Below are 21,035 nucleotides of genomic sequence, written 5' to 3' on the forward strand. Positions count from 1 at the left end.
CTGTATAACCGGAAATATTCTGTCACCCGTTACTATGTTCCAGTTTATACTGACTGCCTGTTTCTGTCAATCGGCTGCATTGGCCTCTGAGAGGATTTCCCCTGCCCGGCAGATTGCATCGTCGATGCGGGGCGCTATGTTTTCCCTTCCTATCTCCTTATCAAATCCTGCTTTCTCCATCACAGACAGGGGCTGTTCGTTTACATGGGAAAGAATCATGGTGATGCGGGCCTTGCGGCACCTGGCGTTCAGCTTCTTAAGACTGTTCAGGGCGGTTGCATCCATGGCGGGAACGCTTCTCATCCGCAGAATCAGAACCTTCTTGTCTGAATCCAGGGGAATCTGTCCAATCTTGTCCGCCGCACCAAAGAACATGGGACCGTTCACCTCAAACACCATAACCTGCCTGGGCACTGGTTTTAAGTCAATGCGCTCCCTGTCCGTGCTCTCCTCGTAATCCTCTGCGTACTTCCATCCGTAAATATCAGACACATCCGCCATGCGCTTCATGAACAGCAGACAGGCCAGGGCCAGTCCCACGCCGATGGCCATGACCAGATCGAACACCACTGTGAGAAAAAAGGTCAGCACCAGCACGGCCGTGTCACTTTTGGGCGCTGTCTTCACCACATCTGCAAAGGACCGCCACTCACTCATATTGTAAGCCACCATAAACAGGATGGCCGCTATGGCAGGCATGGGAATCAGAGCCGCATAGGGCATAAGGAATACCAGGATCAGCAGAAGCACCGCCGCGTGGACCATGCCGGCCACCGGGCTGCGCCCTCCGTTCTTTATGTTGGCAGCTGTCCTTGCGATGGCGCCTGTGGCCGGAATGCCTCCGAAAAGCGCTGAGGCCGCGTTGCCCACTCCCTGGGCCACCAGCTCTGCGTTGGAGTTGTGCTTTCCGCCTATCATTCCGTCTGCCACCACACAGGAAAGCAGGGATTCAATGGCAGCCAGCACGGCTATGGTAATGGCGTCCGGCATCACCTTCTGTACCAGGCTGAAGCTGATATTCGGCAGATGGAACGCGGGAAGGCCGGAGGAAATGGTATACAAATCCCCTATGGTATTGACCCTCAGGCCCATTCCCTTAACCAGCACCGCTGCAGCCGCAACGGCAATCAATGAAGGCGGCACCTTCTTAAAGAACCTGGGCCACAGAATGAGAATGGCCAGTGACACAGCTCCCACTGCCAGGGCCTGAAGGTTCAGGGTATCCATGCAGGAGATAACCTGGCCCAGCTTCTCCATGGTCTCCACCGGTGATTCCCTGAAGGTAAGTCCCAGGAAATCCTTGATCTGGCCGATAAAAATGGTCACTGCGATACCGGTTGTAAAGCCGGTTGTAATGGTATATGGAATAAACCGGATCAGGCTGCCCAGGCGCAGAAAGCCCATAATAACGAGAATAAGACCGGCCAGTATCGTAGCTGTGGCCAGTCCCTCCATTCCGTTTTTCATGACGATTCCTGCCACAATGGTGGCAAAGGCTGCCGTAGGGCCTGCTATCTGCACCTTGCTGCCGCCTAAGAAGGAAATAACAAACCCGGCTATGATGGCCGTGTAAAGTCCCTGTTCCGGTGTCACACCGGAGGCCAGCGCCAGGGCTATGGACAGGGGCAGGGCTATGATAGCCACAATGATTCCCGATATCACGTCCTTTGTGAATTGTTCCTTTGTGTACTGTTTCATGGACAGAAACAGCTGGGGTGTAAGCGTTTTCATCTCATCTTTATCCTTTTCGTGTTTATAAAATGTTAATACTTTTTTACTATAGCGAAAGGATGGCCCCATATCAATTGTTTTCCGTCATGTTTCCAATATAATACAAAAAGCAGCCGCCGGCACGGATTACTCACTTCTCAGGGCGTCTATGGGATTTAGGTTAGCCGCCCGGCTGGCAGGCATGTATCCGAACAGCAGTCCGATTCCAACGGATACGCTGAAGGATATGACAACAGCCGACAGGGTGGGGGTGGCGGACACGCCCACCGCTGCTCCCACCACAGTGGTGGCGACGCAGCCCACCAGGATTCCGATGATGCCGCCCAGGGAGCTGGTCACAGCGGCCTCAATGACAAACTGCCGCATGATGGTTCCCTTATCTGCTCCCAGGGATTTGCGGATTCCGATTTCCCTTGTTCTCTCTGTAACGGATACCAGCATGATGTTCATGACGCCCACACCGGCCACCAGCAGGGAGATTCCCGCTATTCCTCCCAGCATACCGCTCATCATGGCAATCTGCTCGTTCAGGGAATCCAGCATCTCGCTCATGGCCGTCACGCGGTATAAATCCTCATCCTTAAAGGTTTCGTACAGGAAATTCTTGATGACTGCGGTGCACTCGTCCGCCTTGCTGGTATCCAGTGCCGTAAAGGTATAGTTGGTGATATTGGCGTTTCTGGACATCTTCACGGCTACGCTGTATGGAATCCATACAAAGTCATCGGTTCCCCCGTCCTCCATGTTATCCGCGTCCTGGGCCTCCGCTACACCTATAATTTTAAAAGCGTAGCCGTCTATCTTAAGGGTCCGCCCTATGGCGTTCTGGGAGCTTCCGTAAAGCTCATTGGCCACGTAAGCGCCTATCACGCACACCTTCTGGCGTGAGACAATATCCGAATACGCTATGTTCCTGCCTGTTTCCAGTTCATAGGACTTGATTTCCAGATATTGTTCACTGCGCCCTGCCACTGACGTGGATGTCATGGAGTCATCCCCGTATTTGATGGTGGAGGACAATGTCACATTGGGGCTCAGTTCCCCGAACAGGTCTGTATGTTCCTCATAAAATGCATACATCTGGTCCACATCCAGGGAACGGGAAGCCAGATTGGTCACATTTACATTGATCTGGTTCACACCCATGCTGGCGAAGCTCTCCACCACGCTGCCCATGTAACCGTTGACCAGACTTACCAGTATGATGACCGCGGCCACTCCGATAATAATTCCCAGCATGGTCAGGAATGAACGCATCTTGTTGCCCCAAATGCTTTTAAGGGCCAGCTTAAATGATTGCAGCATAGTCTTTTACATCTCCGTCAAAATTAATCTGCCCATCCTTTATCCGGACCACGCGCCTGGCTTCCATGGCAATAGCGTTGTCATGGGTAATCATCACGATGGTGTTTCCCTCGTCGTTGAGCTGTTTGAGAAATCCCAGCACATCGCGGCTGGTCTTGGAATCCAGGGCTCCTGTAGGTTCGTCCGCCAGTATCAGTGAGGGGCTTCCAGCCAGGGCCCTGGCAATGGATACCCTCTGCTGCTGTCCGCCGGAAAGCTGGTTCGGCATGTTCTTCCATTTTTCCGACAGGCCCACCTTTTCCAGGGAAGCCATGGCCCGCTCCCGGCGCTCTGCATTTCCCACACCGGCGTACAGGAGAGGCAGCTCCACATTTTCCAGTATGTTAAGCTTGGGCAGCAGGTTATACTGCTGGAAAATGAAGCCAATCATCTTATTGCGGATGCGGGCCAGCTGTTTGTCATCCATGATACCCACATCCTCGCCTCCCAGGAGATATTCGCCGTCCGTGGGCACATCCAGGGCCCCAATAATGTTCATGAGGGTGGATTTTCCGCTTCCCGACTTGCCTACGATGGCCACAAACTCTCCCCTGTCTATCTTCAGGCTGATGTCGTCGTTGGCCCGCACCTCTTCCCCTCCCAGATAGTATATCTTATGGATATGTCTCAGCTCAATAAGTGTTTCCCTCTGACTGGTATTGTCCATGTGTTCCTGGTTCCTCTCTGTCTTACTTCCGGTTTCTTCCGGGCATACTTTAACGGTTCTGGCGGCCTCCGGAGCCGCCCCGGTTTTGTCCGCCCATGTTTCCGCCTCCGCCCGGAGGGCCGCCCATGCCGCCGTCCATCATCATCATAAAGCTGCTGCTGTTTTTGCTGGATTCAGCCACATAGACCACGTCTCCTTCCGACAGGCCGCTTGTGATTTCCACGTATGTGTCGCTTGCCAGTCCTGTTTCCACCTTCACAGACCGGAAACCGGCAGGCACCGGCCCCTGCTGCTCCGTCACTGTGTCATCCTTCACATAGACCTGGTTTCCCCTCATCAGGGCATCCACCGGGATGGCCAGCACATCATTGGCCTCCTCAAGAGTAATAACTCCGTCCACATTCATGCCGGGCAGCAAATCCCCCATATCATCCAGGGTAACAGTCACCGGGTAGGTGCTGACACCGTTGGAATATGTGCTCTCCAGGCTGACGTTGGTCACTGTGCCTGAGAATGTCTGTCCCTCAAAGGCGTCTGCTGAAACCTCTACCTTCTGGCCTACCTTTACTTTCTTGATATCCAGCTCGTCTATGGACATCTCAAATGTCAGGCTGGACAAATCGTAGATGGTGGCCAGCACCGTGGTGCTGGAGCTGTTTTTGGTGATATTGTCTCCCACCTTGAAATTCTTGGTGATGACCTGGCCGGAGATTGGCGCCTTTATGGTGTAATTATCATAGCTGTCCTGGGTGCTGTCCAGCTTGTTCTGGGCTGATTCCACGCTTTCCTCCGCCTTGTCCAGGGCGTCCTTGTAGCTCTGAATCAGCTTATCCGCCGACTTGTCTGTCATCTTAAAAACAGGGGTTCCTTTTGTAACGTAGTCCCCTACATTTACCAGCAGGGACTCCACCTCCACACTGGTGGACAGGTCCGCATTCATGGTGGTGTCCACCGATGCCTCGAACGCTCCGTCCTCACTGCCTATGAATTCCCCGATCTGGGCCGTGGCTCTTAAGGATGTGGTCAGTCCGCCGGGATTTTGCACCTGTATGGTAACCACACGTACCAGCCGTCCGCCTGTGAGGACGGTTTCCTGGTTAGCCACTGCCTTGACTGTTCCTGCCACCTGCTCTCCTGTATCCGTCAGGGTAACGGCTGCCGGCATCCCGGCTCCTATCATGGCTGCCTCCCCGGACAAAAAAGGAATTCTTATTTCCATCACATCGTCGCTGTAAACATCGGCCAGCTTGGTGTTTCCGCTCACCTTGTCCCCCGCGCTGATATACAGTTCCTTGATATATCCTGTGTCGGTGGCTTTGTAGGTGTTTCCGCTGTAATCGCCCAGGGCGTCATTATAATCTTCCAGGGCGTCTTCATAGGAGGACTGGGATCTGCTCAGGGAATTCACCGAGCTGGTCAGCTGGGACTCCATGCTGGACTTATCAATTTCATAGAGCACCTGGTCCTTTTCCACCTGGTCCCCCTCCTCAAAGCCGGCAGATAACACCTCGCCCTCCACCATGGAAGTAATGCTGTAGGTGTCCTTGGCCTTAAGGGTTCCTGAGGAAGACAGTTCTGAGGAAATGTCCCTGCGCTCCGCCGATGCCGTATTGTGGGACTGTGCCTGGGCAGTGGCTGCCTTTGCCTTCATGCCCCTAAAGGTCATGGCCGCGGCTGCGGCTGCTCCTATTATCAGCAGGATTACCAGGGGCTTTACCCATTTTTTTCTTCCCTTTCTGCCTTTTACTGCCTGTGCCGGGGTGCCGGGTGCTGCTTCCCTCTTATGTCTGCCCGTGGAGAGCTTAAAAAAGCGCTGGACGCCTTTCTTCTTTTCTTCCATACCGCACCTCACCCTTAATATTCTATGGCGTCAACTGCCGTATAGCTGCTGCCGCTCTTATTGCATACCATTACCACCTCATCCCCTACCTCTATGCCGCCGTAAATGGAAAAAAGGTACTGAAGCTCCGAAGAATTCAGATTGATGGTGAGATATCCGTCCTCGTCAATTCCATCCTCCCCAAAGTCCCCGTCCGAATTGTCGTCATCAATCTCCAGACGGATGGAGGTGGGCGTCATCACGTCTGTGGATTTATAATAAATGTTCTTGACCTCGCCCTTTAACAGCACATAGGCGTTGTTTCCCTCCAGATCATCATCGTCCCATCCCCTGGTGGTGTAGGCCCAGATGGTTTTGGACTTCACATTATAGTAGACAACGGCAAAGCCCGCATCCTGCTGGGATGCCTTCACTGCCTCCAGTGTGCTGGCTGTTCCGTTTAAAAATACATTGGCATTTTCCGATCCAAAGGGCACGGACTGGATTACGCTGAAGCCCTTGCGCACCAGTATGGGGCCTTTGCGCTCGTCGTCCAGGATGGTGATGGGATTGATTTCCCCGTCTGAGTTAAGCTCGCAGTCCAGAACAGCCCCGTATATTTCGCTGCTGTCCTTTTTCTTTGTCTTTAACAGGTTGTAAAACAGGTTCATGCAGTCTGTCTGGTTCAGCACTTCCTCCGGCTGGCGGTTCATCTCCTCGTTCAGCTCCAGATAGTTGAACTTGGAAATGCGCGAGGACGCCAGGTCCCCGGTAAAGTCCTCGTCCGAATACCCCAGCATGGTCAGCGCTGCCTTCACAGCGTCCTTATATGTAATATACTCCTCAGGCTTAAAGAGCCCTCCCAGGAAACCGGTCATCCATCCCTGGGAAGCCGCGATACGGATATAGACAGCATCCGGGTGGGTACCCGGCACATCCGCGAACACGGACACGCTGGAAGAAGGCAGGTTTTCCCGGTAGCTGGAGGCATTCACCAGCATTCTGGCAAAATCCCCTCTGGTCACCTGTCCTGTGTAATCCGTCACATTCAGGATTCCGGTCAGGTTCACCACCTGTCTCCTCATGTCAAAGTTTGCAGACGAAGTATTGGCTGCGGCAGTCACAGGCAGAGCCGAGGTCACTGCAGTAATGGCTGCCAGGGAACCGCACACATAACGGCAGGCTGCAAGTGGTCTTTTCATTGCTTTTGCTCCTCTCAAATCAATCGGTATTATCTTTTATTTTTTATACTCTATCACAGTAATGTGTTCATTTTGTGATAAGCGCGCAAAAAAACGCAAAAACAGCCTGTGAATACACGGATGAATTCCGTTTTTCCACAGGCATTTTTTCAGTTTTTCTTTCTCTCCTATTACATCAAAGGGGCAACGAGGCGCATGAGACGTCCCAGCTTCTTTCCCATCCAGCTGTAATTTTTACAGTCCTCCATCGTGATAAGACTGCATTTCTTAAGGGTCTCCTCAAAATCACGCTCCACGTCAAAGACCACCGGATTGCGGTAAATATAGGCCGCGCATTCAAAATGCAGGTAAAGGCTGCGGAAATCCAGGTTAATGGTACCCACCACAGCCTTTTCGTCGTCGCTGACAAAAACCTTGGCGTGGACAAAGCCCGGCGTGTATTCGTAAATTTTCACGCCGGCTCTTGTGAGCTCCGGGTAAAAGGTTCTGGCCAGCATGTAGGCATACTTTTTATCCGGAATATGCGGCATAATAAGCTTTACATCAATCCCGCGTTTGGCGGCATAGCTCAGGGCATTGACCATCTCGTCGTCCAGAATCAGATAGGGCGTCATAATATGGACGTAGCTCCTGGCCTGGTTCAGTATATCCAGATAAACACGCTCTCCCACCTGCTCCCTGTCCATAGGGCTGTCCCCATAGGGCAGGACGAAGCCGGAATGATCTGAGGACTGGGGATGTTCATAGTCTTTTGGGACCGCGTACTTCCCGTAATCCTCCGGCTGCCTCTCCGTCACATTCCACATCTGCAGGAACATCATGGTAAAGCTCTGTACCGCGTCTCCCTTCAGCATGATAGCCGTATCCTTCCAGTGGCCAAAGCGTACCTTGCGGTTGATGTACTCGTCCGCCAGATTTACACCGCCGGTAAAGGCCGTATGGCCGTCTATAACCACAATCTTCCTGTGATCCCTGTTATTCTGATAGGTGGACAGGGTTGGCTTTATAGGCGAAAACATTTTGCAGCGGATTCCCTTTTTCTCCAGCACCCTGGGATAATGGTACGGAAGAAGCATGAGGCAGCACATGCCGTCATACATGACCCTGACCTCCACGCCCTCCTTTACCTTCTCCTCCAGCACCTTCAGGATACTGTCCCACATGTATCCCCGCTCTACAATAAAATATTCCATGAAAATAAAATGCCGGGCCGCCTTAAGCTCCCTCATGAGAGCCTCAAACTTGTCCTCCCCCAGCGGAAAATATTCCACATGGGTGTTGCCGTAGGCAGGATACCCCGCGTGATCTTTCATATAATCAATCAGATGGCTGCTTCTCCTGCTGGCTTCCCTGATTCGCTCCTGTACTTCCCGGTCCTGCTTCAGGTAAGCAGCCGTGTCGCCTATGTTTTTTTTCAGGCGCCGGGCCATAAGCTTTGTCTGGAACTGCATCTGCACAAATATATACAGCAGGACTCCGAACACCGGAATCACCAGAACCGGTACAATCCAGGCCATCTTAAAGCTGGAATTAATAGGTTCATTGAAAATATAAATGATGACTGCCGCGCTCAAAAGGATGGATATGGCGTATACAATGTGCATGTACTCTTCCAGCCACCGGAAGGCGCCAAACAGGATTCCCACCTGTATGGCCATAAACAGCACCACAAAGGCCGTCCTTCCAAATATAATCCGGAATAATCCCCTCAATTTCTTCATCCTGTCCCTTGTCTCCTCTCATGTAACAAATGATGTACTTTATCGTACAGCTTATCATACGGGTTTATACAGCCCAAAAATCCCTGGTGAAAAACCGGCATCCGCCGACCTGATTCACCAGGGTTTATTCACTGTCTTTATATGGCTGTTACAGCCTTCGGGGCGCCCGTGAAGATTCTGCTGTCCAAATCCGCAATGGTGACTTTCTCTAAATATGCCTGGCAGCACTGGTTCAGCTCACCATAGAGCTCGTCCATGATTCCCGCCATGCCTGACGAAATGAGACAGGCCATATGCGGATTGCCGCTTTTCCAGGAGGCAGCCACAAAGGGGGTATCCAGAGCCTCAGCCACCATGGACAGGTTCACGTCCCTGCTGTCACGGTGGAACAGATAACCGCCGTCCACACCTTCCTTTGTTTTCACAAGATCCGCCTTTTTAAGCTTTGCCATGACCTTACGTATCCTGGCAGCATTGGTACAGACATTTGCGGCAAGACCTTCGCTGGAAAACACAGTTCCCTTGTGATTCAAAAAAACCAGCGCATGCACCGCAATGGTAAATTCACTTGTCACTTTTCCAATTCCCCTTTCCTATCTGCAACAGCCTGCTGCTGTCTTTCATTAAATCATACCATTTTTTTCAGAAAAATGCACTTATTTTTTATTTCATAAACCAATTCATAAGCCAGCTTCCAAGCCGGCTCATGAGCCAAAGGGCATTATGGCCTCCCCTTCTGCGGCAGCTTCTTCTGTCTGCCCTTCCTGGAGGTTTTCTCCCCCGTCTGTCTGGGGAAGCTCCTGTGATGGCGGCAGGGCGGCTGAATTGCGCTGTATCTTAGCGGGTTTTGCTTTATAGGTGCTGGTATAAAGGAAGGTCTCTTCCTCCACCTGTCCATTTTTTGTACGGATGCGGTAGGACTTCCAGACCGAGCCCGGCTGGGCCTGCTCCACTATCTTTTCCTCCCCATAAGCCAGCTCAGGGTTTTCCTCGTAAACAGGCGCCGGCGGTTCCAGCTCCCTGATCTTTTCCGAGCGCATGGAAATACGTTCATTCTCTTCCAGCAGGGGAAGGCCTACAATAGAAAGCTTCAGCTGTTTTCCGTCAAAGGAAGCCCTGAGGCCGATGGAAGTGTTCTGGGTGTTGACAAATTTAAGGTCCGGGCCCGCATAGCCGTCAAAGCTCACCATGGCGTCCTGGCCCTTATCAATATAACCGGGCGCAAAACTGTGGAAATTCCGCTCCGTTGTCTTGTATCCTGAGTTGATAATGGCATGGTACAGCGTGGTGGAAACCTGGCACACACCGCCGCCCGGTTCCTCTATGAGGACTCCGTTCCTGTAGGCGCCTGCGGGCTGGTATCCCTTTTCGCTGGTGCGGTTGCCTGTGGCCAGGTTAAAGGAAAATTCCTCTCCCGGCTTTAACACTACGCCGTCTATGGCGTCTGCCGCCAGCCGGATATTCTGGTTTCTGTTCTTATTATCCGTGGTGGTGGTGGAAAAAGTCCCAATCACTTTGTACTGGTCCCTGGCCTGGGCAGCGGTCCGTTTGGGCGCGATGGAATCAAAGGGCGCCTCTGCCTCCGTCGTAAATTCTCCCTTTCTGACTGCCTCCATCAGCTCCTCCACCAGCTGCTCCTGCTTCAGGCTGCGCCCATACCGTTCCTCTGTATAGCGGTAGGTCTTTGTCTCCTTGTCAAAGGATTCCATCTGGGAATCCACTGCCCCTCTGTCCCATTCCTGGGCCAGCTCTGCTGCCTGCTGCGCAAATGCCTGTTCCATCCGTCCATAGTCCAGTTCATAGCTCTGTGGCTTATCCTTATCCCCGTGTTCTATGGTTTCAAGTATCTCCTCCAGCTGAGGGCCTGCCAAATCTTCCAGGGAAACACTCTCTTCCCCGTTTCTGATCCTCATATCCCAGCGGTACGTTTCCCTGACCCTGGATACGGCCTGTTCCATGGTAAGTCCTGACAGATTTAAGGTTCCAACCCGCACATCTTTCAGGAATTCCGTCTCCAAAGCCTCTGGCATCTGCGTGCTGTCCGGTGTCTCTATACTCACCTGGGTGCCTTTGGCCTCCCGCCCTTTTTCCCTGATTACGGCCGCTGCCCCGTAGACGATGACAGCAGCGGCCAGAGCTGACAGGATCCATGCCTTTTGGACCGTTACCCTTGTCCTTCTTTGGTATTTTCTTCTTATCGCTCTGGCTCTGCTTCTGTTCATCTTACTATCTCCGTTTTCCTTCCATTGTCTGTTCTATAATGTTCTTCATCATATCCTCGTTCAGCTGACCGCTGGCATAACCGAATACATTCCCGTCCCTGTCAATCATGAATGTGGTCGGGTAGGAATAAATGCCGTATGCGCTGAACAGCTCGCCCGTTGTATCCATAAGCACCGGATATGTGTATCCGTTCTCATCCAGGAATTCCTTGATTCCTTCTTCTGACTTTTCATTTCCATATCCCGGTCCTGCCACTCCCAGTACGATAAGGGCGTCATCCCCCTCCGTATCATAGGTCTCATATATTTTCTGTATATCCGGCATCTCTGCCCGGCAGGGCGGACACCAGGTGGCCCAGAAGTTCAGGAATATGGTCTTTCCCTTGTAATCTGACAGGGAATGTGTATTGCCGTACTGGTCCTTAAGGGTAAAGTCAATGGCCGGAAGCACCTCCTGTGCTCCTGCTTCGGCCTGGTCTGCCCCTTCTTCCCCGTCCCCGGCTGTTTCCTCCGGTGCATTGGCCTTATCTGCATCCGATGCAGCGGACGTGTTCCCGGCTTCTACCGGATTTGCCGCATCTGCCGTATCTGTTTTTCCGGTTTCAGCTTCCGTGGCTTCTGTCTCTGCCCCGGATTCGCTGTCAGCGGACTCTGGCTCAGTACCTGCCGTCATGGCCGGAGTTTTATCTCCACCCTCTCCCGGCTCTTTGCTGCCCTGGACGGATGACTGGGTCTGGAATCTGGACAGATATCCTGTCACTGCGTTCATCCTTCCGGTAAACATCAGAAGGCCCATGAATATCATCAGAATGCCTCCCACCTTTACCGTGTATTTTACCACATTGCCATGGGTCTTAAAGAATTCCAGCAGGCTGGTGGTGAAAAGTCCCACTGCCAGGAACGGCAGCACGAATCCCAGGGTATAGACCCCAATCAGGCCAAAAGCCAATGCCTTTGTGCTGGCAGAGGCTGCCATCAGCAGGACGCTGGCCAGAGCCGGTCCCACGCAGGGCGTCCACGCAAAGCTGAAGGTGAATCCCATGATTAAGGCTGTTATCGGCGACATGGCCAGCATATCCAGCTTAAAAGGCAGCCTGTGCTCCTTTCCCATGGCTCCGCTCTTACCAAAAAATCCCAGCTGATAAAATCCAAAGAGCACCACCAGAATTCCTCCCACTCTGGCAAAGAGAAGCTGGTTGCTCTTAAAGAAGGTTCCCAATGTGGAGAACCCCAGTCCCAGGAGGAAGAAGGCAAAGCTGACGCCGATGACGAAACAGAGGGTGTGAAGCATTACCTTTCTCCGCTCATAGTGCATGCGGCCGTCCTCACCGCGCTTGCCGGTTCCGCCGGAAAGATACCCGATGTATAAGGGTATGAGGGGCAGGACGCAGGGGGAGAAAAAGCTGACCAGTCCCTGTATGAATACCGTCAGAGCCGGTACACTGATATCTAATGAAAATCCCATAGGTGTGTCTCCTTTTTATGTTTTCTGTGTGATGTTTTTCCTGTGGTTTATATGTGCAGCATGGTATCTTTTTCTATAATGCCTTTCTGTCATGCCTTGTTATCATACCGCAAACAAATCATTGAAAGCCTCGCTCATAGTGGGATGGGTGTAGATTGTATCCCTCAGCACCTGATACGGTACCTTTGCATCCATGGCCAGCTTAACCATATTAATCATCTCATAGGATTCCTGACAGAACAGGTGGGCTCCCAGGATAAGTCCTGTCTCCTCATCAATGACTGCCTTTAACAGCCCGGCCGGCTGTTCCAGTACCTGAGCCTTTGGAATGGCCGCTGCCGCCAGCCTGGCCACCTTCACCTTATACCCCTTTTCCACTGCCTCTTTTTCACTTAAGCCCACTCTGGAGAAAGGCGGTATCAGGAAAACGCTGTAAGGCACTGCCCCTCTCTCCTTCAATGTATAGCTTCCATCCCCCAGGACCTTTGACTTTACGATTCTGAAGTCATCCAGGGAAATGTATGTAAACTGCAGACCGCCCCTCACATCGCCCATAGCATAGATATGGGGCGCCGTAGTGGTGAGGGAATCGTCTGTGACAATCCCGCCTCTGGGCCCAATCTCCACACCGGCTGCTTCCAGATTAAGTCCTGCTGTGTTGGGCCTGCGTCCGGTGGCTACCAGAACAGCCTCGGCTTCCAGCTTTTGAACTTCCTTTCCGTTATCCACTGCCACCAGAGCTTTGCCCCCGGCCTGCTCCAGAGCCTTGACCTTGACCCCGGTCATGACACGGATGCCCCTGGACTCCAGGGACTCCCTGACAGCTCCCGCGATCTCCTCATCTTCCCTGGGAAGGAATATATCTCCATCCTGAAGTATGGTCACTTTTGAGCCAAAACTTGCATAGATGGAAGAAAATTCTACTCCAATGTAACCGCCGCCGATAATAACCAGCCTGGAAGGAAGTTCGGTCAGGTTCAGCAGGCCTTCACTGGTATAAACATAAGGATTCCCTTTTAATCCCTCAATGGGCGGGATGAAGGCGGATGAGCCTGTGTTAATGAATATCTGCTCTCCTTCCACCTGGAAGGTCCTTCCGTCCTTCTCCACCTCCACCACATGAGGCGACTGGAAACTGGCGGTTCCGTCAATCACTGTAATATTGGGATTGCTGTCCAGCTTCTGGTAGTTCTTTCCACGAAGCCTGGCTGTCAGGTCTTCCTTCTGTTCCATAGCGGCTTTATAGGCGGCAGCCTTCTCCTCAAAGGAACCTCCCTTGGCAGCTGCCAGCCCTGCCCTATACACCAGCGATTTGGTAGGAATACATCCCACATTAATACAGGTGCCGCCGTACATCCTGTCAGACTTTTCAATAAGGGCCACTTTTTTGCCGGCCGCCCCAAGGGCTCCCGCCATTGTCTTTCCGCCTTTACCAAACCCAATGATAACTGCGTCATATTTTGTCCTGTTCTCCATCATATTCTCCGCCATAGCGATTCTCCTTATCTATATGTAATATCATTTGTTACAGTTCTTACTGTAACTATACATGATACAGTTATCTTTGTCAAGCATTTTATTTTACTATTTTCCGGGTACTTTTGCAGGCAGGACGCATCCTGACAAATTTTTTAAGAGATCACAAAACAGAGGCAGTCCATATGCTGTTTGCAGAATACAATATGAAAGATGCATTTGTAACTATAAAAGGAGCCGATCCCCCTCACATTTATGTGTACCGTAAGCGGGCGGCTCCTTTTGTCAATTTCTTAATCTTCTAACGCCTGGCGGATATCCTCAATCACGTCGGCGGCGGACTCCAGTCCCACGCTGAAACGAATCATGGACGGGTCCACGCCTGCCTCCACCAGCTGTTCGTCCGTAAGCTGACGGTGGGTATGGCTGGCCGGATGAAGAACAGCTGTCCTGGAATCAGCCACATGGGTTTCGATGGAGCACAGCTCCAGCTTATCCATGAACACGGAAGCTGCCTGACGCCCACCCTTTAAACCAAAGGAGATAACGCCGCAGGTACCCTTTGGCATGTATTTCTGAGCCAGCTCATAGTACTTATCCCCTGGAAGTCCCGGATATTTTACCCAGGCCACATCTTCCCTGGACTGAAGGTAGGAGGCCACCTTAAAGGCACTCTCACAGTGTCTCGGCACCCTTAAATGAAGGGTCTCCAGGCCAATATTAATCAGGAATGCATTCTGAGGGGACTGGATGGAACCCAAATCCCTCATAAGCTGGGCTGTGGCCTTCTGGATATAAGCCAGCCTGCCAAATTTCTGGGTATACACAATGCCGTGATATGACTCATCCGGCTCTGTCAGGCCCTTAAATTTGTCATGATGGGCCTCCCAGTCAAAATTTCCGCTGTCCACAATGCATCCGCCTACTGTGGCCGCATGGCCGTCCATATATTTTGTGGTGCTGTGCGTCACAATGTCTGCGCCCCACTCAAAGGGACGGCAGTTAATAGGGGTTGCAAAGGTATTGTCCACAATCAGAGGTACACCATGGCTGTGCGCCAGACGGGCAAACTTCTCAAAATCAAGTACTGTCAGGGCAGGATTGGCAATGCTCTCTGCAAATACCACTTTGGTGTTAGGCCTGAACGCCTTTGCCAGTTCCGCCTCATCCGCATCCGGATTCACCAGAGTGCACTCCACTCCCATCTTGGGGAAGGTAACGGTAAACAGGTTGGTGGAACCGCCGTATATGGTGGAGGAGCTGATTACATGGTCTCCCGCCTGGCAGATATTCAATATAGCATAAAAGGTAGCTGCCTGTCCCGAAGAAGTGAGCATGGCCCCCACCCCGCCCTCCAGCTGGCAGATCTTTGATGCCACTGCGTCATTGGTTGGGTTGGCCAGCCTGGTATAAAAATAGCCGTTTTCCTCCAGGTCAAAAAGCCGTCCCATCTGCTCACTGGTGGTATATTTAAAGGTAGTGCTCTGGTATATGGGAAGCTGTCTGGGCTCGCCGTTCTTCGGCTCCCAGCCTCCCTGTATGCAGATTGTGTCTAATGATTGTTTGCTCATGTTTCCTGTGTCCTCCTTATGGTCAGGTTCTAAATGGTGATGAGATTATATTCCTTATTGCCAAGTCCCAGCTTCACAGCATGGTCAATACAGGTCTCCCAGTTGGTATCCGGGTGCGTATTGATGAAATGGTCATGGCTGTGATGATCCTGCTCCGCCAGAAAACTTCCGGCAAGCACGGGCTGGCTGTTTACCGCGTCCACACAGGCCATGTCCAGGGCCACCGGGTCAAATGAAGCAAACATACCCACGTTAGGCACAATGGGGGCGTCATTCTCCGAATGACAGTCACAGTTGGGGGATACGTCCACCACAAGACTCACATGGAAATTCGGACGTCCCTTCAGCACTGCCAGGGTGTACTCGGCAATCTTCCGGTTCAGTATATCATTGGCCTCGTCGCACATGGAGTCCACCGCATCCACGGGACAGGCTCCGATACAGCGGCCGCATCCAACACACTTGCTTGTATCAATGGAGGCTTTGCGTTCAAGGACCGTGATGGCGCTGTGGGCGCAGTTTCTCTGACAGGCGCCGCATCCGATACATTTATCCGTATGTACAAAAGGCTTACCAGCGTTGTGCATCTCCATCTTGCCGGCTCTGGAGCCGCTTCCCATGCCCAGGTTCTTAAGTGTGCCTCCAAAACCGGTTGCCTCATGCCCCTTAAAGTGGGTCAGGGAAATAACGATGTCCGCGTCCATAATGGCCCGGCCAATCTTTGCCTCCTTCACGTACTCTCCGTCAATGGGAACCAGGGCTTCATCCGTTCCCTTAAGGCCGTCGGCAATAATCATATGACATCCTGTGGTAAAGGGATTATAGCCATTCTCATAAGCAGCGTCCAGGTGGTCCAATGCATTCTTCCTTCTTCCCACATAAAGGGTATTGCAGTCGGTTAGGAATACTTTGCCGCTTTGGGACCGGATTAAATCCACCAGGACCTTGGAGTAGTTGGCACGCAGGTAAGCCAGGTTTCCGGGCTCGCCAAAGTGAATCTTGATTGCAGTGTATTTGTTGTTAAAGTCAATATCCATCATGCCGGCTTTTTTTACCAGCCTCTCCAGCTTCTGCAGGAGATTTTCCGTAAGTGTAGTCCTCATGTTGGTGTAGTATACATTTGATACTGCCATGATGTCCTCCTTCTAAATCATTATCCCGTTTATTATACTTCAAACCCTGCATTTATTCAATCCTGTATGTGGGGGCAAGGGCACCAAATTTTTTCGGGTAATCTTTTCCCGGGATTCTTCGTACATGTTTTACCGCGGCGCCACAATATCATCGGCACAAACAGAAAAAGACCCTGCGTTAAAGCAGGGCCTTCTGTACGGCTTCATCGTGCCGTGATGATGGAACCGTTTATATTCCTTTCAGCTTTTTCCGGTAAATCAGATAGGAATACACACTTGGAATCAGGACCATTGCCATGAAAACCAGGAAGAACAGGGATGCCAGATGAAAAAATCCCATAATCAGCATCAGTATTCCCCCTGCCGTCCATACATAGCCGGCCATGCGGTGAGTCCTGTTCCAGTTATCCTCATCTGCCAGGGTCCACGGAAGTTTGATTCCCATGGTGTAGTTCTGTCTGCATTTGGGCAGGTAATTGCCTGCCGCCACGAACATCAGTGCAATGGGAATGCTTACCATGCTTCCCACGTTGATATCCACACCGATGCCGGACAGAACAATCACAAACTGGACCATCACCGCCAGCAGCACCACAAACCAGCGGGTAATCTGCTTCAGTTCCCTGGAGCGGCTGATGTTTTCACGTTTGGGGTCAATCCGGTAAATCACATTTACCATCACTGCCATGAGAAACATAAAGGCCGGTATGCCGAAAGCGGCCATATTGCGGCTGGAATAACCATCTGCCACATTGTCCGTCCCCCAGTGGGTGGGAACCAGATCCGGCAGGCGGTTATAAAAACAGACGGAAATGATAAAGGGCACAAGGGCCGTAAGCCAGTACATTATATCCCACTTGGAGATCTTCCTGTTATTTTTTTTCATGTTTGTCTTCCTCCATTAATGAATGCATCCAGGAAAGAACTTCCTGAAATACAGTGGTATTAAGCTCGTAATAAATATATTTGCCCGATTTCCGGTCCTCTATAAGTCCCGCCTGCCTGAGTATATTCAGGTGATGGGAAATAGTTGCTCCTGTTGTGTCAAAATGTTCCACAATCTGTCCCGCGGTCATGCTTCCCTGCTTTAACAGGTTAAGTATCTCGCGGCGGGTGGGGTCGGACAGGGCTTTGAATGTGTCACCGAAGGACATGGACAAAATTCCTCCTTTCGCTTTGCCTGATTTTATGTATTTTTATTGTGAGGCGGGGGCGGCTGTATGGGCGGCTGCAAATCCGGCTTCTTCCCATTTATACATTTAGATGTTTATCAAAACATCTAAATGTATATTAACAAAATTACCGGGATATGTCAAGAGGGAGAAAAGACAAATGCCCGCCGGACATCAGTCCCGGGCATATGTCTTTCCTCCCAAATAATCAGCAGCAGCTCTGCTGTCGTCTTATTTTTCCATTTCAACCGCCAGCTTCAGATTAGCCTTCTCATATTCATTGAACACGCCTGCGTCAAAGGAATCTGCGGGGTATTCCCCTGAATACCAGGTAAATGTGCTGAAAAAATAATTCCAGAAATCACTCTTAAAAATATATCCATGGCGGGCATAAATCTCGTTGCGGAATACCGCTGTCAGTTCCGGCCTCCAGCTAATCTGCTCCATTTCCTCCATGGAATAATATCTGGCATCGGAATCAAATACAGGTGAACCATAGTCATCAGGCACTGCCCCCGCAGGGTATATGCCTGTGCCTCCTTCCTCAACCTCCATTTTGTAAGCCGATATAACGTAATGCAGTGCTTCTGCCGTAGGGGCTTTTGCATCCTCCTTATAGGAGCCATGATAATCCCATATGATTTCATTGGATAAAAACTGATATCCTTTGGACACCTGCTTCAGGGTTACTATGCTTTCCAGATTAAACTGGCTGTATCCGTCGGAAAGACACCGTATCCTGTATATCCCGCCATCCACCTCGCCGCTGGGGCAGAAGAAACTTCTTATGTTGGTATCGCCGTGTTCCGCATAATACCGGTCATAGGGAGCCAGGTAAATCCACCCAATCCCTGTTTTCATCTGTTCCAGCGTCAGTCCGGTTTTCTCTGTGAGAAACCCGTTCATCTGCTCCGTACCCAGCCTCACCAGGTCTGTGTAAAGCTCCGGCTGTCCAACGGTTTTCAGGTACATTTCCCTTTCTTCCTCTGTTAACGGGGACTGTTCCAGGCCGGCTCCGGAATAAAACACTTCATTCAGGTTTATATATTCCGGGCTTTTGTAGTCTGACATAAGAAATCCGTAGTTGCCGATCCGGTTCAGATATTCCTCAAAACCGCGCAGCTCCTCTTGCGTCAGAACCCGCCTTGGTTCATCTGCCCAGGGTTGGTCTGCGTCATGAGCCGGGACAGAGGAACTGTCCGGCTCCCCGTTACCTTCCTGGCTTCCAAAGCTGTCCGGCTCCGCCTTACCTTCCTGGCTGCCCAAGCTCTCCGGTGCGCTGGCATTATCCTGCATCCCATGATTTTCCGCGCCTGCCCCGGTATTACTTATATGGCTCCCTGTATCTGCGCGGCATGCCGCCAGACCCAGCATTGCTGACAGGATAACCATGGCCAGCACGCCTTTTAGGCATATGGTTATGATACGCTGCTTTTTAATCCATTTCATGAAACATTGCCCTCCTTACTGCCTCTGCTCTCATCTTTTTTTCCGACCGACGCTGCCTTATAGGCCCGCTTTGCCTCATACATGGATTCGTCTGCATGTTTTAGCAGGCAGGCTGTATCGGTGCCGTCCTCAGGATAAAAGGCGTATCCGTCCGAAAAACGCACTTGTATGCGTTCTCCGTTATCCAGCTCTGCCGTACATGTTTCCATGGTTTTTCTAAGCCCGGCCTCATATTCCATCAATTGGTTTCGTGAACTGCATTTATATAGGAACAGCGCAAACTCGTCCCCGCTGAGGCGGGCTGCAATACAGTTGCTCCAGCCGCAGCCTTTGAGCAGGCCCGCAATGGCTGTCAGGTAACGGTCCCCATTTTCATGGCCGTACTTGTCATTGACCTGTTTCAGGTTATCCGCGTCAGCCATGAGCATCATGCCATGGTCTAACTGCTCCGGCTCCCTGAGCAGCTGTTCCATATGGCGGTAAAATGCCCTTCTGTTGTACATGCCTGTCAACAGGTCAATGTCCCGCTCACGCTCAATCTGCTTCTTCTCCATAACATCATCTGTCACATCTGCAATCATGCCGAGAACACTGTTCTCCCGCTCAAAGGATTCCAGTCGGATATAGTGCAAATCAGAGCCCTCCAACTGGTAAATTCTCTCTTCCCGCTCCACCGGACGGCTTCTCAGGTCATCCATCTTTTGCTCGAATAAGCAATGGTCTGCCAGAAGCTCCTCTGCTTCCTGGTCCTTAAGCCTGAGGATGCCTGCCAGACGGCTGGTCGCCATGACGCGCTTCATATCCCGGTTATATTCATATACGCCTATGGGAACCCTGACCATCTCCAGAATTTTTGATATCTTGTTGGTGGTATCCAAAAGACTCTCTACCATTTTGTTGATTTGGAAGCTCAGTTCCCTGAATTCCGGCGTGCTGTCCACCTCTACCCTGGTGTCCAGATTTCCCTTGGTTATTTTTACCAGGTTATTGTGTATGGAGGATATTCCTTCCAGAATATAGCGGTCTATGTCTTTGGAAATGAACGTGATCATCAGCAGGGACAGTCCTATGAGATATACTGCCACCATAAGGGTGCTTCTGTTCACTTCCCGGTACAGTGAAGCGCTGGTAGCGGACATGCCCAGTATAACGGAATTGCTCTTTCCAAAAACGCAGTAGCTGTCCTTCTGGTTTAACACTGCCCTGACTGCCCGGTTGGTGACGGAAAGCTGGTCCGGGTGAAGTCCTATCTCCTGGATTTGTTTTCCCACCAGTGTTTCATCTGTGGATCCCAGTATGGTTTCGCTTTCAGGATCTATGGCGTATACGGTGGAGTCCTTTTCTGATGTGACCAGGGAGAATATGTAGGACAGCTCAGTCAGCTTCATGGAATCCAAAACCGTTGTCGGCTCTAAGCCTACCTGTATAATGCCCTTTCGGTCTTCACGCCAGACCGCCGCATACTGCATCAGCTTTCCCTCTGCTGTGTTGGGAGTTATGTCCTGGCACATCTGGAGATCATAGTTCTCTAACATTGGCAGGAAAAACTGCATTTGCTGGCCGGAGTTAAAGTTAAGGCCAAAGTATTTGGGCTCGGATCCGGCGTATAGATTGCCTTTTGTGTCAAATAAGTGGAACTCGTCTACCTGCAGCAGGCGGGCTATCTTTTCCATCTCCTGCTGGTCTCCCGTGACCTGGGGACGGTCCTGCAGGATGTAGGCGATTGCTTTGGCCCGGATGAAACATTGCTCTTTCAGGTTTTCTCTTTCTTTTTCTGCCTCTTTTTCGTTTTGGTCCAGTATCTGGCCTACCTGCCAGAACATTTCCCGGGCGCTGGTATACATTTCGTTTTGGGCATTGTGGATTTCTATGCAATAGTTGATGAGGAGGGTGGTCAGCATGGCTGTCAGGATTACGATGCATAGCCGCTTGCGGATAATCTGCTTCATTTGGGGGGCGCCCTCCGTTTCTTTGGATAGTTGGGATTTGGGGGTGGGGAATGGGGTGGGGGGGATGGGTAGGTGATAGTGCTCTGAGTTATAGGATAGCATATTTTGGGTGGG

At 51.4% G+C, this 21,035-nt stretch carries 16 protein-coding genes; all 16 read right to left on the reverse strand.

Annotation, left to right across the window (positions count from 1 at the left end; genetic code table 11):
- Window positions 1–66: 66 nt before the first annotated feature.
- Window positions 67–1,731: a SulP family inorganic anion transporter gene (locus tag LI015_RS11475; RefSeq protein ID WP_002564553.1), complete on the reverse strand. Its 1,665-nt coding sequence runs from the start codon at window positions 1,729–1,731 to the stop codon at window positions 67–69.
- Between the two features lie 126 nt (window positions 1,732–1,857).
- Window positions 1,858–3,036, reverse strand: coding sequence for an ABC transporter permease (locus LI015_RS11480; RefSeq protein WP_002573339.1), 1,179 nt, complete (start codon window positions 3,034–3,036; stop codon window positions 1,858–1,860).
- The gene (locus tag LI015_RS11485) at window positions 3,020–3,742 is read right to left on the reverse strand and encodes an ABC transporter ATP-binding protein (RefSeq protein WP_002564555.1); all 723 of its coding nucleotides are present in this window, start codon (window positions 3,740–3,742) and stop codon (window positions 3,020–3,022) included. Before LI015_RS11485 ends, LI015_RS11480 begins: the two co-directional genes overlap by 17 nt.
- Window positions 3,743–3,791: 49 nt before the next feature.
- Window positions 3,792–5,582, reverse strand: coding sequence for an efflux RND transporter periplasmic adaptor subunit (locus LI015_RS11490; RefSeq protein WP_227125066.1), 1,791 nt, complete (start codon window positions 5,580–5,582; stop codon window positions 3,792–3,794).
- 14 nt (window positions 5,583–5,596) lie between these two features.
- Complete coding sequence (locus tag LI015_RS11495; RefSeq protein ID WP_002564557.1) at window positions 5,597–6,763, reverse strand: S-layer homology domain-containing protein; 1,167 nt, start codon at window positions 6,761–6,763, stop codon at window positions 5,597–5,599.
- A 170-nt stretch (window positions 6,764–6,933) separates the two neighbouring features.
- A complete protein-coding gene (cls, locus tag LI015_RS11500; RefSeq protein ID WP_002564558.1) occupies window positions 6,934–8,484 on the reverse strand; it encodes a cardiolipin synthase in 1,551 nt (516 codons plus the stop codon).
- Between the two features lie 137 nt (window positions 8,485–8,621).
- Entirely contained in the window at window positions 8,622–9,059 is a 438-nt protein-coding gene (locus LI015_RS11505; RefSeq protein WP_002564559.1) for an RrF2 family transcriptional regulator, read from the reverse strand.
- Between the two features lie 129 nt (window positions 9,060–9,188).
- Window positions 9,189–10,706: a VanW family protein gene (locus tag LI015_RS11510; protein WP_227125079.1), complete on the reverse strand. Its 1,518-nt coding sequence runs from the start codon at window positions 10,704–10,706 to the stop codon at window positions 9,189–9,191.
- Between the two features lie 4 nt (window positions 10,707–10,710).
- Window positions 10,711–12,171, reverse strand: a complete 1,461-nt coding sequence (locus LI015_RS11515) for a redoxin family protein (protein WP_227125081.1) — start codon at window positions 12,169–12,171, stop codon at window positions 10,711–10,713.
- 102 nt (window positions 12,172–12,273) lie between these two features.
- Window positions 12,274–13,662, reverse strand: coding sequence for an FAD-dependent oxidoreductase (locus LI015_RS11520; RefSeq protein ID WP_227125083.1), 1,389 nt, complete (start codon window positions 13,660–13,662; stop codon window positions 12,274–12,276).
- A gap of 278 nt (window positions 13,663–13,940) precedes the next feature.
- Window positions 13,941–15,218, reverse strand: coding sequence for an O-acetylhomoserine aminocarboxypropyltransferase/cysteine synthase family protein (locus tag LI015_RS11525; protein ID WP_227125086.1), 1,278 nt, complete (start codon window positions 15,216–15,218; stop codon window positions 13,941–13,943).
- A gap of 29 nt (window positions 15,219–15,247) precedes the next feature.
- Window positions 15,248–16,351, reverse strand: a complete 1,104-nt coding sequence (locus LI015_RS11530; protein ID WP_002564564.1) for a DUF362 domain-containing protein — start codon at window positions 16,349–16,351, stop codon at window positions 15,248–15,250.
- A 229-nt stretch (window positions 16,352–16,580) separates the two neighbouring features.
- Window positions 16,581–17,237, reverse strand: coding sequence for an SdpI family protein (locus LI015_RS11535; protein ID WP_002564565.1), 657 nt, complete (start codon window positions 17,235–17,237; stop codon window positions 16,581–16,583).
- Entirely contained in the window at window positions 17,224–17,505 is a 282-nt protein-coding gene (locus LI015_RS11540) for an autorepressor SdpR family transcription factor (protein WP_002564566.1), read from the reverse strand. Before LI015_RS11540 ends, LI015_RS11535 begins: the two co-directional genes overlap by 14 nt.
- Window positions 17,506–17,754: 249 nt before the next feature.
- Window positions 17,755–18,972 carry a YARHG domain-containing protein gene (locus LI015_RS11545; RefSeq protein ID WP_227125088.1) on the reverse strand — a complete coding sequence of 406 codons (1,218 nt, stop codon included), beginning with the start codon at window positions 18,970–18,972 and terminating at the stop codon, window positions 17,755–17,757.
- Entirely contained in the window at window positions 18,969–20,921 is a 1,953-nt protein-coding gene (locus tag LI015_RS11550) for a sensor domain-containing diguanylate cyclase (protein WP_227125098.1), read from the reverse strand. The genes LI015_RS11545 and LI015_RS11550 overlap by 4 nt, the downstream gene beginning before the upstream one ends.
- Between the last annotated feature and the right edge of the window lie 114 nt (window positions 20,922–21,035).

Origin of the sequence: Enterocloster sp. 210928-DFI.2.20 (assembly GCF_020554465.1) — a bacterium.
GTDB lineage: Bacteria > Bacillota > Clostridia > Lachnospirales > Lachnospiraceae > Enterocloster > Enterocloster bolteae.